The 15,568-nt window shown below is 64.3% G+C and carries 10 protein-coding genes; 6 read left to right on the top strand and 4 right to left on the bottom strand.

Going from position 1 to position 15,568, the window contains the following annotated elements:
• Positions 1-155: 155 nt before the first annotated feature.
• The 3 genes from zipA to ACTYOL_RS08585 all read right to left on the bottom strand — a co-directional run bounded on the left by zipA (position 156) and on the right by ACTYOL_RS08585 (position 5,396).
• The gene (zipA, locus tag ACTYOL_RS08595; RefSeq protein ID WP_054893632.1) at positions 156-1,040 is read right to left on the bottom strand and encodes a cell division protein ZipA; all 885 of its coding nucleotides are present in this window, start codon (positions 1,038-1,040) and stop codon (positions 156-158) included.
• Positions 1,041-1,244: 204 nt separating this feature from the next.
• Positions 1,245-4,733 carry a chromosome segregation protein SMC gene (smc, locus tag ACTYOL_RS08590; RefSeq protein ID WP_444757779.1) on the bottom strand — a complete coding sequence of 1,163 codons (3,489 nt, stop codon included), beginning with the start codon at positions 4,731-4,733 and terminating at the stop codon, positions 1,245-1,247.
• Positions 4,734-4,736: 3 nt separating this feature from the next.
• On the bottom strand, positions 4,737-5,396 hold the full coding sequence (locus ACTYOL_RS08585; RefSeq protein ID WP_063543931.1) for a GntR family transcriptional regulator: 660 nt from the start codon (positions 5,394-5,396) through the stop codon (positions 4,737-4,739).
• A 269-nt stretch (positions 5,397-5,665) separates the two neighbouring features.
• On the opposite strand from ACTYOL_RS08585, the gene xdhA reads away from it, so the two are divergent.
• The 4 genes from xdhA (at position 5,666) to guaD (ending at position 11,790) form a co-directional block, all read left to right on the top strand.
• Positions 5,666-7,120 (top strand): xanthine dehydrogenase small subunit, encoded by a 1,455-nt coding sequence (xdhA, locus tag ACTYOL_RS08580; protein ID WP_200603187.1) that lies wholly within the window; start codon positions 5,666-5,668, stop codon positions 7,118-7,120.
• Positions 7,113-9,512, top strand: coding sequence for a xanthine dehydrogenase molybdopterin binding subunit (gene xdhB, locus ACTYOL_RS08575; protein ID WP_444757778.1), 2,400 nt, complete (start codon positions 7,113-7,115; stop codon positions 9,510-9,512). The genes xdhA and xdhB overlap by 8 nt, the downstream gene beginning before the upstream one ends.
• A 117-nt stretch (positions 9,513-9,629) precedes the next feature.
• Positions 9,630-10,475: a xanthine dehydrogenase accessory protein XdhC gene (xdhC, locus tag ACTYOL_RS08570; protein WP_444757777.1), complete on the top strand. Its 846-nt coding sequence runs from the start codon at positions 9,630-9,632 to the stop codon at positions 10,473-10,475.
• A gap of 10 nt (positions 10,476-10,485) precedes the next feature.
• A complete protein-coding gene (gene guaD, locus ACTYOL_RS08565; protein WP_153773405.1) occupies positions 10,486-11,790 on the top strand; it encodes a guanine deaminase in 1,305 nt (434 codons plus the stop codon).
• 200 nt (positions 11,791-11,990) lie between these two features.
• On the opposite strand, the gene ACTYOL_RS08560 is transcribed toward guaD, so the two are convergent.
• Entirely contained in the window at positions 11,991-12,746 is a 756-nt protein-coding gene (locus ACTYOL_RS08560) for a GntR family transcriptional regulator (RefSeq protein ID WP_054893625.1), read from the bottom strand.
• A gap of 467 nt (positions 12,747-13,213) precedes the next feature.
• Between ACTYOL_RS08560 and ACTYOL_RS08555 the strand changes: the two genes are divergently transcribed.
• Together ACTYOL_RS08555 and ACTYOL_RS08550 are read left to right on the top strand one after the other, a co-directional pair.
• A complete protein-coding gene (locus tag ACTYOL_RS08555; protein ID WP_371105597.1) occupies positions 13,214-14,449 on the top strand; it encodes an NCS2 family permease in 1,236 nt (411 codons plus the stop codon).
• Positions 14,450-14,608: 159 nt separating this feature from the next.
• The gene (locus ACTYOL_RS08550; RefSeq protein ID WP_054893623.1) at positions 14,609-15,568 is read left to right on the top strand and encodes an AAA family ATPase; all 960 of its coding nucleotides are present in this window, start codon (positions 14,609-14,611) and stop codon (positions 15,566-15,568) included.

Below are 15,568 nucleotides of genomic sequence, written 5' to 3'. Positions count from 1 at the left end.
CAAGCCGGACGCCGCACCGCCGTTCCCACAGACAATCGTGTATCTGTGGGAGCGGCGGTGCGGCGTCCCGCTTGTCCGGCAATGGGGCCGGCACAGGCAACGTCATCTGCCGAACCGACCAGCAATCCCATGGGCTGCTCTTGAGTCTGGATCTATCAGCGCTTCTGGGTCAGCGCACGGCGCTCGAACTCGACGATACGCTGGCGGTAGTGCTCGATGGTCTGCGCGGTCAGCACGCTGCGCTGGTCATCCTTGAGCTCACCGTCGAGCTCGTGGGCCAGCTTGCGCGCGGCGGCAACCATCACGTCGAAGGCCTGCTTCGGATGACGCGGGCCAGGCAGGCCAAGGAAGAAGCTGACCGCACGGGTGCTGAAATGGTCGATGTCATCCAGGTCGAATATGCCTGGCTTGACCGCGTTGGCCATGGAGAACAGCACCTCGCCGTGACCGGCCATGCTTTCGTGACGATGGAAGATGTCCATCTCGCCGAAACGCAGGCCGCTTTCCAGGATGTTCTGCAGCAACGCCGGGCCCTTGAAGCCACCTTCGTCACGGGAGATGACGCTGATCACCAGCACCTCTTCGACCGGAGGCAACTCCTTGGCGGCGTTGTTGCTTGTGGCGAAACCGCTGTTGCGGTTGTTGTCGGCGCTGAAGTCGTCATCGCTGTCGGCGAACAGATCGGGCTCGCGCGGTTCAGCGACCAGATTCAGGTCGCCCTGCTGCGACTCGGCAGCAGCACGCTTGCCACGCTTGGGCGCCTTGGCCGGCTTTGGCTCGCGCTCGCGTTCACGGGCCGGGGCGCTCATCGACGGCAGGTCGGTTTCGTCCAGCTCCGGCTCTTTATGCGTGTCCAGGACGCGCGCAGGGCCGAGCACCTCGGCACTGCCCTCGTCGTCCGGGAGGTTGGAATAGCTACGATCCAGACGGAACTTCAACTTGCCCTTGCCGCCGCGCATGCGGCGCCAGCCGTCGAAAAGAATACCGGCGATGACAATGATGCCGATGACGATCAGCCACTCGCGCAGACCGATTTCCATGTAATCCCGTGCCTCTATAAAAATATGCTTGAAAACAAAGGCTTCAAAGCCCTTTAACACGTGGCGCCAACTCTATGTTCTGACAGGCGTTTTACCCACGCAAAAAACGAGTGACATTAAGCTAGCACGACCAAAGACAACTTTACACCGTCTGTCGCACATGCAAGGCGCATTTGCCTACAGATATCGCCCAATCTTCGCGCATCAGGCGTCAACCATGGCCATCGCCTCCTCCACATCAACTGCAACAAGACGTGAACAACCGGGCTCATGCATGGTGACCCCCATCAATTGATCAGCCATTTCCATGGCAATCTTGTTATGCGTAATGTAGATGAACTGCACGGTCTCGCTCATTTCCTTCACCAACCGGGCGTAACGCCCGACGTTGGCATCGTCCAGCGGCGCATCGACTTCGTCGAGCATGCAGAACGGTGCCGGGTTCAGCTTGAAGATGGCGAACACCAACGCCAATGCGGTCAGTGCCTTCTCGCCGCCGGACAGCAAATGAATGGTGCTGTTCTTCTTGCCCGGCGGGCGCGCCATGATCGTCACCCCTGTATCGAGTAGATCTTCGCCCGTCAGTTCCAGATAAGCGCTGCCGCCACCGAAAACTTTTGGGAAAAGTGCCTGTAATCCGGCATTTATCTGATCAAAGGTATCCTTGAAACGGTTTCGGGTTTCCTTGTCGATCTTGCGGATGACGTTCTCGAGCGTCTCCAGCGCCTCGACCAGGTCAGCGTTCTGGGCATCGAGATAGCGCTTGCGCTCGGACTGCTGCTCGTACTCCTCGATTGCCGCCAGGTTGATCGCACCCAGGCGCTGGATACGCGCTTCAGTCTGCTCCAATTCCTGCTCGGTACCCTGCTCGCTGGCCTCGGGCTCGAGCGTGGCGAGCACACCCTGCAGGTCGTAACCGTCGGCGAGCAACTGCTCTTGCAGGGTCTTGCGCCGCACATCCAGCCCCTGGGACTCCAGACGTGACTGCTCCAGTTGCCCGCGCAACAACTGGGCCTGCTGTTCAGCCTGGGCACGGCGTTTTTCGACGTCGCGCAGTTCGCGATCGGCCTCGTCCATGTGCAGGCGCGCCTGGCGCATTTCCTCATCGACACTCATGCGCCGTTCGAGCAGCTCTTCGAGCTTCAGGCGCAACTCTTCCAGCGGGGCCTCGCCCTCTTCAAGATTGAGGCTCAACTGCTCCTGGCGCTCGCTCAGACGCGCGGCCTGCTGCTCAAGACGCTCCAGGGCCTGGCGCGTGGAGTCGTGCTGGGCGCGCAGGGAACCCAGGCGCACTGCCAACTGGTGGGCATGGTCCTTGTGCTGGCGGGCCTCCTGGCGGACGCGATCGAGGGTTTCGCGCAGGGTGTCGCGACGGGCCATCAGTTGTTCACGCTGCTCGGTGTCCTGGGCCATGAGATCCAGGGCTTCCTGCAGCACCAGGCGCGCTTCGCCCAGTTGCTCATGCTCCAGGGCGCGTTGCTCCTGGAGTTCGGCCAGTTCTTCCTGCAAGCGGCGGCGGCGCAGCTCCAACTGCTCCGCACGTGCACGCCCGGCAGACAGGCTCGCCTTCAGCTCGCCAAGCTGCCGGTTTTCGTCCTGGCTGCGGCGGCGCAGTTGCTCGCGCTGTTCTTCCTGGTCGAGCTGTTGCTCGCGAAGGTCTTGCAACTGCTGCGTGAGCTGTTCGAGCAACGCCTCGTGCTCCAGTTGCTCTTGGCCGAGGCGCTCGATCTCCTGCCCTCGCGCCAACACGCCACCCTGGGACTCGCCACCGCGGCTGACCCGCAGGAAATGCCGGCCCACCCAGTAGCCATCGCGGCTGACCAGGCTGTGGCCCTCTTCAAGCGTGACGCGCAGGGCCAGGGCCTGCTCCAGGGACTCGACCGGCTTGACCTGGCCGAGCCAGGGTGCCAGATCGATGCGTCCGTCGACCTTGTCCAGCAGGCTGCCGGGCAGGTGCGCCCCCTCGCCGCTCGCCAGCAGCAGGCGCAGGTCACCCTGCTCCAGGGGGGCAAAATCAAGTGCAGCAAAATCGTCCACCAGCACCGCCTGCAGGTCGGCACCCAATACGGTCTCCACCGCCAGCTCCCAGCCGGGCTCCACACGCAGCCCTTCAGCCAGGCGCGGACGGCTGCCCAAGCCCTGCCCCTGCAGCCATTCAGCCGCGCCGCTGCCGGGCTCGAGGGCCGCTTGCTGCAGGGCCTCCAGTGACGCCAGACGCCCGCCCAGGCGCTGCAATTCACCCTGCTGTTGTTGCTGGGCCTGGGTCGCCTGCTGCAGTTGCTCGCGCACAGCCTCAAGCCGCTCGACCACCTGCTGCTCCTGCAACTGCAACGCTTCGAGCTGCAACTCGCTGCCAGCCACCTGCTCCGACAGTTCGAGCATGGCGGCGTCCTGGGGATCGGCGCCCAGTTGCTGGTTCTCTTCGCTCAGCTTGCGCTGGCGCTCGGCCAGACGTTCCAGGCTGCTCTCCAGCTGCTGCAGGCGTGCCTGCTGGACCTCGGCCTGACGCCGTGGCTCGGCGGAGCGGGTATTGAAATCGTCCCACTGAGCCTGCCAGCCGTGCATGCCCAGCTCGGCCTCCTCGAGCGTCGCAGCGGACTCTTCGGCGGCGGCGAGGGTCATTTCCTGCTCGGGCTCGAGCATCGCGAGATCTTCGGCCAGGGTCGCCAGCAGGGTGCGGTCGTGGCCCAGGTGCGACTCGGTTTCCAGGCGCGTGCGCTCGGCTTCCTTGAGATCATCCTGCAACTGGCGCAGGCGCTGCTGGCCGTGCTGGATGCTCTGCTCGACCCGGGCGATATCGCCCGCTACGGAATAGAAGCGCCCCTGCACCTGGTTGAACCGCTCGGACAGCTCATGGTGCCCGTCGCGCAGGCGTTCGATGCTGGCATCGGCATTGCGCTGCTCGGCCACCAGTGCCTCGAAGGCCACTTCCTGGTCACCGATGATGCTTTCGCGCTGGCGCACGCGCTCATCCAGTGCACGCCAGCGCAGTGCCGACAAGCGCGCCTTGAGTTGGCGCTCCTGGGCCTTGTATTCGCGGTATTTCTCGGCGGCCTGGGCCTGGCGATGCAGGCGTTCGAGCTGGCGCTCCAGCTCTTCGCGCAGGTCGGTCAGGCGCGCCAGGTTCTCCTGGGTGCGGCGGATGCGGTTCTCGGTCTCGCGGCGACGCTCCTTGTACTTGGAGATGCCCGCCGCTTCCTCGATGAAGTTGCGCAGCTCCTCGGGCTTGGCCTCGATCAGCTTGGAGATCATGCCCTGCTCGATGATCGAGTAGCTGCGCGGGCCCAGGCCGGTGCCAAGGAAGATGTCAGTGATGTCGCGGCGGCGGCACTTGGTGCCGTTGAGGTAGTAGGTGTTCTGCGCGTCGCGGGTCACCTTGCGACGGATAGAGATCTCGGCATAGGCGGCGTATTCACCGACCAGGGTGCTGTCGCTGTTGTCGAACACCAGCTCGATGCTCGCCTGGCTCACCGGCTTGCGCCCGGAGGAGCCGTTGAAGATGACATCGGTCATCGACTCGCCACGCAGGTTCTTCGCCGAGCTTTCGCCCATCACCCAGCGTACGGCGTCGATGATGTTGGATTTGCCACAGCCGTTGGGCCCGACCACCGCCGCCATGTTGCTGGGGAAATTGACCGTGGTGGGGTCGACGAACGACTTGAACCCGGCCAGGCGAATGCACTTGAGGCGCATCGGTCAGGCCTGCGCCAGCGCAGCCAACACCAGCTCGCAGCTGCGTTGGCAATAGGCGATCAGCACCTCGCGGATACGCGGCAGGTCGCGCAGCAATACTGCCTCCAGCAGGCGGGCGAACAGGTCGACATAGTCGTCCATGCTGGCCTGGCGTTGATCCAGCGCCAGGTAGTAGGCGCGGCTCATGGCCGGCTGCAGGTTCTCCACGGTCTCCTGCAGGTAAGGGTTGCGTGCAAAGGGGAAGGCAGCGCGCATGACGGCGAAACTTTCGGCGACGAACGCCTTGATGTCCAGGTTGTTGCGGGCCTGGTGCAGGCGCTGCTGGATCTCCAGGAACGGCAGCAGGTCGGTCTCGCTGCGCCACTGCTGGGCGACGGCGTTGCCCAGCAGGATGTACAGCTCGCCCATGAGGCTGCACAGGCTGCGCACACTGTGCTCGTCGAGCTCGGTGACGTGGGCTCCGCGGCGCGGCAGGATAGCCACCAGATGACGACGTTCAAGAATCAGCAGCGCTTCGCGTACCGAGCCGCGGCTGACATTCAGGGCCTGGGTGACCTTCTGCTCCTGGATGCGCTCGCCGGGTGCAAGCTCGCCGCGAATGATCCGCTCGGCCAGGTAGTGGGCAATTTGCTCGGAGAGGCTGTCCGGCGCCTTGAACGTCATGATTTTCCTTCGGAATCGAAAACGGGGCACGAAAGGCGCGATTGTAGCGCACTCGCCGGGCTTGCGCGCAGCGGCGCGCGAGGCTTTGTGCGACCTGTCGGTCAGTTGCCATGCCCGGCGCGATCTATGCTTGTAAAGAGACAGGGTTGGGCGGCCAGAACCCGGCACGGGCAAAATCTTGACCTTTGAGTCAGAAAAATATTGACCTCAAGGTCAGCCCTTGCTTAGAGTCCGCCCAACAACAATAAAACCATTACGAGGCCTTCCCCGTGATCCAGTTTCTCGTCAACCAGGAGCTGCGCAACGAGCACGCCCTGGACCCGAACATGACGGTGCTGCAGTACCTGCGCGAGCACCTGGGCAAACCCGGCACCAAGGAAGGCTGCGCCAGCGGCGACTGCGGCGCCTGCACCGTGGTCGTGGGCGAACTGACCCCGGATGACCTGGGCCAGCCGACGCTGCGTTATCGCAGCCTCAACTCCTGCCTGACGTTCGTTTCCTCCTTGCACGGCAAGCAACTGATCAGTGTCGAGGGCCTCAAGCACCAGGGCGAGCTGCACAGCGTGCAGAAGGCCATGGCCGACTGCCACGGCTCGCAGTGCGGCTTCTGCACTCCAGGCTTCGTCATGTCGCTGTTCGCCCTGCAGAAGAACAGCAGCGGCCACGACCTGCACCAGGCACAGGAAGCCCTGGCCGGCAACCTGTGCCGCTGCACCGGCTACCGGCCGATACTCGACGCCGCCAAGCAGAGTTGCGCCCGCCCCTGCCAGGACCAGTTCGACGCCCAGCAGGCGCAGACCATCGCCCGTCTCCAGGCCATCGCCCCGCAGCAGACTGGCGAGCTCAACAGTGGTGACAAGCGCTGCCTGGTCCCGCTGACCGTCGCCGACCTGGCCGACCTGTACAGCTCGCACCCCGAGGCACGCCTGCTCGCAGGCGGCACCGACCTGGCACTGGAAGTCACCCAGTTCCACAAGACCCTGCCGGTGATGATCTATGTCGGCCATGTCGCCGAGCTCAAGCGCATCGACAAGACCAGCAGCCACCTGGAAATCGGCGCCGCCACCCCGCTCACCGACTGCTATGGCGCGCTGAACGAGGAATACCCCGACTTCGGCGCCCTGCTGCACCGCTTCGCTTCGCTGCAGATCCGCAACCAGGGCACCCTGGGCGGCAACATCGGCAACGCCTCGCCGATCGGCGACTCGCCACCCCTGCTGATCGCCCTCAACGCACAGATCGTCCTGCGCCAGGGCGATCGCCAGCGCACCCTGGCGCTGGAAGACTATTTCATCGACTACCGCATCACTGCCCGCCAGGACAGCGAGTTCATCGAGAAGATCCTGGTGCCACGCGCCAGCAACGACTGGACGTTCCGCGCCTACAAGGTGTCCAAGAGACTGGACGATGACATTTCTGCGGTATGCGCAGCGTTCAACCTGAACATCGAGAACGGCGTGGTCGGCGGCGTGCGCATCGCCTTCGGTGGCATGGCAGCGATTCCCAAGCGTGCCCGTGCCTGCGAGGCGGCGCTGCTTGGCAAGCCCTGGAACCAGGCGAGCATCGAGCGCGCCTGCCAGGCACTGGCCGAAGACTTCAGCCCCCTGACGGATTTTCGCGCCAGCAAGGAATACCGCCTGCTGACCGCGCAGAACCTGCTGCGCAAATACTTCATCGAACAGCAATCGCCGTACATCGAGACCCGGGTGACCGCTTATGTCTAACCATCGCGCCGTCAAGAGCCAGGCCGAGATGGCCGAACTGTTCAGCCAGGACCTGACCAGCGGGGTCGGTCGCAGCGTCAAGCACGACAGCGCCGACAAGCACGTGTCAGGTGAAGCGGTGTACATCGACGACCGCCTGGAATTCCCCAACCAGTTGCACGTCTATGCGCGCACCGCCGACCGTGCTCACGCGCGCATCCTGCGCATCGACACGTCCCCCTGTTATCAGTTCGAAGGCGTGCGCATCGCCATCACTCACGAGGACATCCCTGGGCTCAAGGATATCGGCCCGGTGGTCGCGGGCGATCCGCTGCTGGCCATCGACAAGGTCGAGTTCTTCGGCCAGCCGGTGCTCGCCGTCGCCGCCCGCGACCTGGACACCGCTCGCCGCGCCGCCTTGGCGGCCATCGTCGAGTACGAGGACCTGGAACCGGTGCTCGATGTGGTCGAGGCCTTGCGCAAGAAACATTTCGTGCTCGACACCCACACCCACCAGCGCGGCGACTCGGCCAAGGCCCTGGCCAGTGCCCCGCATCGCCTGCAAGGCACCCTGCACATCGGCGGCCAGGAGCACTTCTACCTGGAAACCCAGATTTCTTCGGTAATGCCTACCGAAGACGGTGGCATGATCGTCTACTGCTCGACGCAGAACCCCACCGAGGTGCAGAAGCTGGTCGCCGAAGTGCTCGACGTGCCGATGAACAAGGTGGTGCTGGACATGCGCCGCATGGGCGGCGGTTTTGGTGGCAAGGAAACCCAGGCCGCCAGCCCCGCTTGCCTGTGCGCGGTGATCGCGCGCCTCACCGGGCAGCCGACCAAGATGCGCCTGCCGCGGGTCGAGGACATGACCATGACCGGCAAGCGTCACCCGTTCTACGTCGAATATGACGTCGGCTTCGATGATGAAGGCCGCCTGCACGGCATCGAATTCGACCTGGCCGGCAACTGCGGTTATTCGCCGGACCTGTCCGGCTCGATCGTCGACCGCGCCATGTTCCACTCCGACAACGCCTACTACCTGGGCGATGCCACGGTGAACGGCCACCGCTGCAAGACCAATACCGCGTCGAACACCGCCTACCGCGGCTTCGGCGGCCCGCAGGGGATGGTCGCCATCGAGCAGGTGATGGACCACATCGCCCGCCACCTGGCGCTCGACCCGCTGGCGGTGCGCAAGGCCAACTACTACGGCAAGACCGAGCGCAACGTCACCCACTACTACCAGACCGTCGAGCACAACCTGCTCGAGGAAATGACCGCCGACCTGGAAGCCAGCAGCGACTATGCCGAGCGGCGCAAGTCTATCCGCCAGTTCAATGAACACAGCCCGGTGCTGAAGAAGGGCCTGGCTCTGACCCCGGTGAAGTTCGGCATCTCGTTCACGGCCACCTTCCTCAACCAGGCGGGCGCCTTGATCCACATCTACACCGACGGCAGCATCCACCTCAACCACGGCGGCACCGAGATGGGCCAGGGCCTGAATACCAAGGTCGCCCAGGTGGTCGCGCAGGTGTTCCAGGTCGATTTCAACCGCATCCAGATCACCGCCACCAACACCGACAAGGTGCCCAACACCTCGCCGACGGCGGCATCCAGCGGTGCCGACCTGAACGGCAAGGCGGCGCAGAACGCGGCCGAAATCCTCAAGAAACGCCTGACCGAGTTCGCCGCCCGGCACTACCAGGTCACCGAGGAAGATGTCGAGTTCCGCAACGGCCATGTACGCGTGCGCGACCAGTTGCTGAGCTTCGAGCAACTGGTGCAACAGGCCTACTTCGCCCAGGTGTCGCTGTCGAGCACGGGCTTCTACCGCACGCCGAAGATCTTCTACGACCGCAGCCAGGCGCGCGGCCGACCGTTCTACTACTTCGCCTTTGGCGCCGCCTGCGTCGAAGTGATCGTCGACACCCTGACCGGCGAGTACAAGATGCTGCGCGCCGACATCCTGCACGACGTCGGCGACTCGCTGAACCCGGCGATCGACATCGGTCAGGTCGAGGGTGGCTTCATCCAGGGCATGGGCTGGCTGACCACAGAGGAACTGGTGTGGAACGCCAAGGGCAAGCTGATGACCAACGGCCCGGCGAGCTACAAGATCCCGGCGGTGGCCGACATGCCCCTGGACCTGCGCGTGAAGCTGGTGGAGAACCGCAAGAACCCCGAGGACACGGTGTTCCACTCCAAGGCAGTGGGCGAGCCGCCGTTCATGCTCGGTATCGCCGCCTGGTGCGCGATCAAGGATGCGGTGGCGAGCCTTGCCGACTATCGCGTGCAGCCGCATATCGACGCCCCGGCCACCCCCGAGCGGGTGCTGTGGGGGTGCAAGCAGATGCGCAAGGCAGCGGCGCAACAGCAGCCGACCGAACAAGAACTGGAAACCGTCACCCACTGACAGCGAGGGATTCCCTGGGAGCGGGCTTGCCCGCGAATGTGAAGATGGCCTTACCGCCCTCTTCGCGGGCAAGCCCGCTCCTACAGGGCCCTCAGCATGGTTTAGAGAGGCTACATCATGCACCAATGGATCAATGCCCTCGCCGACCACCAGTCCCGCGGCGAACCCTGCATCCTGGTGACCATCATCGAGGAGCGCGGCTCGACGCCACGCAACGCTGGCTCGAAGATGGTGGTCAGCGCCAGCAACCTGTTCGACACCATCGGTGGCGGGCACCTGGAGTTCAAGGCCCTGCACATCGCCCGGCAGATGCTTGCCGAGCAGCGCAGCACACCGCATCTGGAGCGCTTCAGCCTGGGCGCGAGCCTGGGCCAGTGCTGTGGCGGCGTCACGGTGCTGTTGTTCGAACCCATGGCGCCGGTGCAGGCGCAGATCGCGGTGTTCGGCGCGGGCCATGTCGGCCGGGCTCTGGTACCCTTGCTCGCCGCATTGCCCTGCCGGGTGCGCTGGATCGATTCGCGCGAGCAGGAGTTCCCGCCGCTTATCCCCCACGGGGTGACCAAGGTGGTCAGCGAGGAGCCGGTCGACGAAGTGGCCGAACTGCCGCCAGGCAGCTACTGCATCGTCATGACCCACAATCACCAGCTCGACCTGGAACTGACCGCCGCCATCCTCAAGCGCAACGACTTCACCTGGTTCGGCCTGATCGGCTCGAAGACCAAACGGGTCAAGTTCGAACACCGCCTGCGCGAACGCGGCTACGACGATGCCATGCTGGCACGCATGCGCTGCCCCATGGGCCTGCCGGAGGTCAAGGGCAAGCTGCCCATCGAGATCGCGGTGTCCATCGCCGGCGAAATCATCGCCACCTACAACGCCTGCTTCGGCCAGCATGACGCTGGCGCCAATGCAGGCCCCATTGCCCAGTTGCTGCCGCCCTCCCGGCGCAGCCAAGCCATTTGACGAGCGCTTTATGACTGCAACCCGCAAAGCCTACCGAGCCGCCATCCTGCACAGCATCGCCGACCCTGCCGAGGTCGGCCTGGAGGCCTCCCACGAATACTACGAAGACGGCCTGTTGGTGGTCGACGAAGGCCGCATCAGCGCCCTGGGGCACGCCAGCGACCTGCTGCCGACCCTCGACGCCGGTATCGAGGTGGTGCACTACCAGGATGCCCTGATCACCCCGGGCTTCATCGACACCCATATCCATTTCCCGCAGACCGGCATGATCGGCTCCTACGGCGAGCAACTGCTGGACTGGCTGAACACCTACACCTTCCCTTGCGAAAAGCAGTTCGCCGACAAGGCCCATGCCGACAAGGTGGCGAAGATCTTCCTGCAGGAACTGCTGCGCAACGGCACCACCACCGCGCTGGTGTTCGGCAGCGTGCACCCGGAGTCGGTCAATGCCCTGTTCGAGGAGGCCGAGCGCCTGGACCTGCGCCTGATCGCCGGCAAGGTGATGATGGACCGCAATGCCCCTGACTACCTGACCGACACCGCCGAGTCGAGCTACAGCGAGAGCAAGGCGCTGATCCAGCGCTGGCATGGCAAGGCTCGCCTGCACTATGCGGTGACGCCGCGCTTCGCGCCCACCAGCACGCCCGAGCAATTGGCCATGGCCGGGCAACTGCTCAAGGAGCATCCGGGCGTGTACCTGCACACCCACCTGTCGGAGAACCTCAAGGAGATCGACTGGGTCAAGGAACTGTTCCCCGAGCGCAAGGGCTACCTGGACGTCTACGACCACTTCGAACTGCTGGGCGAGCGCTCGGTGTTCGCCCACGGCGTGCACCTGTGTGACGAGGAATGCCAGCGCCTGGCCGAGACCGGCTCGGCCGTGGCCTTCTGTCCGACGTCCAACCTGTTCCTGGGCAGTGGTCTGTTCAACCTGCCCCAGGCCGAGCGTTTCAAGGTCAATGTCGGGCTGGGCACCGATGTGGGCGCTGGAACCAGCTTCTCGCTGCTCAACACGCTGAACGAGGCGTACAAGGTGATGCAACTGCAGGGTGCGCGCCTGCACCCGTACAAGTCGCTGTACCTGGCAACCCTCGGCGGCGCCCGCGCCCTGCGCCTGGACGACCGCATCGGCAGCCTGCGCGCCGGCAACGATGCCGATTTCGTGGTGCTCGACTACAAAGCCACGCCGCTGCTGGACTACCGCATCCAGCAATCCAACAGCATCGAGGAGACCTTGTTCGTGCTGACCACCCTGGGCGATGACCGTACCGTGCGGGAGACCTTCGCCGCGGGGCGCTCGGTGCATCGGCGCTGATGCACAAAGGGCCGCTGCGCGGCCCATCGCGGGACGAGCCCGCTGCCACAGAGAAAGCACCAGGCCCGAGGGGTGTGCTGTACCTGAACTGCCGCAAAGGTTGGATTCATGTCCAACTTGGCAGCAGTCCAACCTGTGGGAGCGGGCTGGTCCCGCGATGGGCTGCACAGCAGCCCTCGGTCATTCATTCAGGCAAACGATCAACCCTTGGCGGCAGCCTTGGGCTTTTTCAGCAGGTGCGAGAACACCGCATGCAGGTCGTCGGACGCGCTGTCTTCGTCAAGGTTGAGCTTGCTGTCGATATGGTCCATGTGATGCATCATCAGGCTCACCGCCTGCTCGGCATCACGCGCCTCGATGGCGTCGATCAGCTGCATGTGTTCATCGTACGAGCAATGCGAGCGGTTGCCGCTTTCGTACTGGGCGATGATCAACGACGTTTGCGACACCAGGCTGCGCTGGAAGCTGACCAGCGGTGCATTGCCGGCCGCCTCGGCCAGCTTGAGGTGGAACTCGCCGGAAAGACGGATACCGGCGCCACGATCGCCACGCGAGAAGCTGTCGCGCTCCTCGCGGACCATCTGGCGCAGTTCGTTGAGTTGCTCGCCGGTGGCGTGCTGCACCGCAAGCTCGGTGATGGCGCGCTCGACCATGCGCCGGGAGAAGAACACCTGGCGCGCCTCCTCCACCGTGGGGCTGGCCACGACCGCACCACGGTTGGGTCGCAACAACACCACGCTTTCATGGGCCAGACGCGACAAGGCGCGGCGAATGATGGTGCGGCTGACGCCGAAGATCTCGCCCAGCGCTTCCTCGCTCAACTTGGTGCCCGGCGCCAGGCGCTGTTCGAGAATGGCCTCGAAAATGTGCGCATAGACGATGTCGTCCTGGGTACCGCTGCGGCCGGCCTTGGCTGTGCGCGCAGGTTTCTTCAGAGGTTGCAGCTGTTCGTTCATGGGCACTCGAGCACAAGGGATCGGCCAGTGGAACCTCGACTGTAATACCTGTCAGAGGGTGGCTGGCAAGTCCTGGGGTGAAAAAAGGGATCAAGGTATCTGCGCATTGTACACAGGCTGAGCCGTTTCTGCAGGTGGCCAATTCCCATATAGCTGCGCTGACGCAGATTGTGCGCACAAAAGATAAAACATTATTTGCATTCTTTGTACACAAAAGCATAATCCATCGAGCAACTTCCTGACCCAAAAGTCAACAAAGCCGTCAGGCGTCTGCCACCCCCTCGCGGAGCCGCCAAGTGCATGCGCAGGACCAAGGCTCCAGAACAACAAGAAAGACTTGAGGAGTACTCGCTGTGGAAAGCCGCAAATCCGAAGCCCCAACGCTGGATCTCGCTGCGTCGCCCCGACCGGGATGGCTGGAGCGGATCTTCAAACTCCGGCACCACGGCACGACCGTCAGGACCGAAATGATCGCCGGGATGACCACCTTCATCACCATGGCCTACATCATCTTCGTCAACCCCAACATCATGGCCGACGCCGGTATCGATCACGGTGCCGCCTTCGTCGCCACCTGCATCGCAGCCGCCCTGGGCTGCCTGCTGATGGGCCTGTACGCCAACTGGCCGGTGGGCCTGGCACCGGGCATGGGGCTCAACGCCTTCTTCACCTACACCGTGGTCGGCACCATGGGCTACACCTGGGAGGCCGCGCTGGGCGCCGTGTTCGTCTCGGGCGTGCTGTTCATGCTGCTGACCCTGTCGCGGGTGCGCGAGTGGCTGCTCAACAGCATTCCGGTGAGCCTGCGCCATGCCATGGGTGCCGGGGTCGGGCTGTTCCTCGGGCTGATCGGCCTGAAGACCGCCGGCATCATCGTCGACAGCCCGGCGACGTTGATCAAGCTCGGTTCGCTGCATGAACCCGGACCGCTGCTGGCGGCCGTGTGTTTCCTGATGATCGCGGTGCTGAGCTACCACCGGGTGTTCGGCGCCATTCTCATCAGCATCATCGCCGTGACCCTGGCCGGCTGGGGGCTGGGCCTGGTGCAGTATGGCGGGGTGTTCTCGCTGCCACCGAGCCTGGCACCGACCTGGATGGCCATGGACGTGGCCGGTGTCTTCAACGTCAGCATGATCAGCGTGGTGCTGGCCTTCCTGTTCGTGCACATGTTCGACACCGCCGGCACCTTGATGGGCGTGGCGCAGCGGGCGAACCTGGTGGCCCCGGACGGTCGCATCGAGAACCTGTCGCGTGCCCTCAAGGCCGACAGTGCCTCCAGCGTGTTCGGCGCCGCAGTGGGTGTACCGCCGGTGACCAGCTACGTGGAAAGTGCCGCCGGGGTCGCCGCGGGCGGGCGCACCGGCCTGACGGCGGTGGTGGTCGGCCTGCTGTTCGTCGCGGCGATGTTCTTCGCCCCGCTGGCCGGGATGATCCCCGCCTACGCCACGGCCGGCGCGCTGATCTACGTGGCGATGCTGATGATGGGCAGCATGGCGCACATCAACTGGGACGAGGCGACCGACAGCATTCCGGCGATCGTCACCGCGATCATGATGCCGTTGACCTTTTCGGTGGCCGACGGCATCGCCCTGGGCTTCATCAGCTACGTCGTGCTGAAGGCCGGGACCGGCAAGTACAAGGAAATTTCCGCAAGCCTGTGGGTGCTGTGCGTGATCTTCATCGCCAAGTTCGTGTTCCTCTGAAACGTCGCCGGGCCCGCAACGGGCCCGGCCCACCGCAGCCGTCAGGAATTTTTCGGAAACCCAATTGGTCGGCGCACCCCTGGATGGATTAAAGTATCACCCCCTGCCCGGCAACCGCCCTCCCCCAAGCGCCCGGCCCATTTCCAGGAACCGCCGACGATGGAACACCGTGAAGCGCTGATCGCGCTGCGCACCTTTCTCTCCTCCCAGATCCTTGGCCAGGAGAAGCTGGTCGAGCGCCTGCTGATCGTCCTGCTCGCCGACGGGCATATGCTGGTCGAGGGTGCACCGGGCCTGGCCAAGACCAAGGCCATCAAAGAGTTGGCCGAGGGTATCGAGGCGCAGTTCCACCGTATCCAGTTCACCCCCGACCTGCTGCCGGCCGATATTACCGGCACCGAGATCTATCGTCCGGAAACCGGCAGCTTCGTGTTCCAGCAAGGGCCGATCTTCCACAACCTGGTCCTGGCAGACGAGATCAACCGCGCCCCGGCCAAGGTGCAATCGGCACTGCTCGAGGCCATGGCCGAGCGCCAGGTCAGCGTGGGCCGCAGCACCTACGAGCTGTCGCCGCTGTTCCTGGTCATGGCCACGCAGAACCCGATCGAGCAGGAAGGCACCTACCCGCTGCCCGAAGCGCAACTCGACCGTTTCCTCATGCACGTCAAAATCGGCTTCCCCGACGCTGCCGTCGAACGTCGTATCCTCCAGCAGGCCCGTGGCGAGGCGCTGGGCGGCGAGGTCAAGCCGGAGCGCCAGGTCAGCCAGCAGGCGATCTTCGCCGCACGCAAGGAAATCCTCGGCCTGTACATGGCCGATGCCGTGGAGGAATACCTGGTGCAACTGGTCATGGCCACACGCACCCCGGCCAAGTTCGACAGCGAACTGGCCGACTGGATCGCCTACGGCGCCAGCCCCCGTGGTTCGATCGCCCTGGACCGCTGCGCACGTGCCCATGCCTGGCTGGCCGGGCGCGACTTCGTCAGCCCGGAAGACATCCAGGCCGTGCTGTTCGACGTGCTGCGCCACCGCGTCATCCTGTCGTTCGAAGCCGAAGCTGCGGGCATCGACCAGGACCGAGTGGTACAGCGTATCCTCGACGTCGTCGCCGTCGCCTGA

The sequence above is a fragment of the Pseudomonas sp. A014 genome (genome assembly GCF_052378495.1).
In the GTDB taxonomy this organism is placed as follows: Bacteria; Pseudomonadota; Gammaproteobacteria; order Pseudomonadales; family Pseudomonadaceae; genus Aquipseudomonas; species Aquipseudomonas machongensis.
The sequence above is the reverse complement of the archived record's forward strand: the minus strand, read 5'-3'. Positions and strand labels throughout refer to the sequence as shown.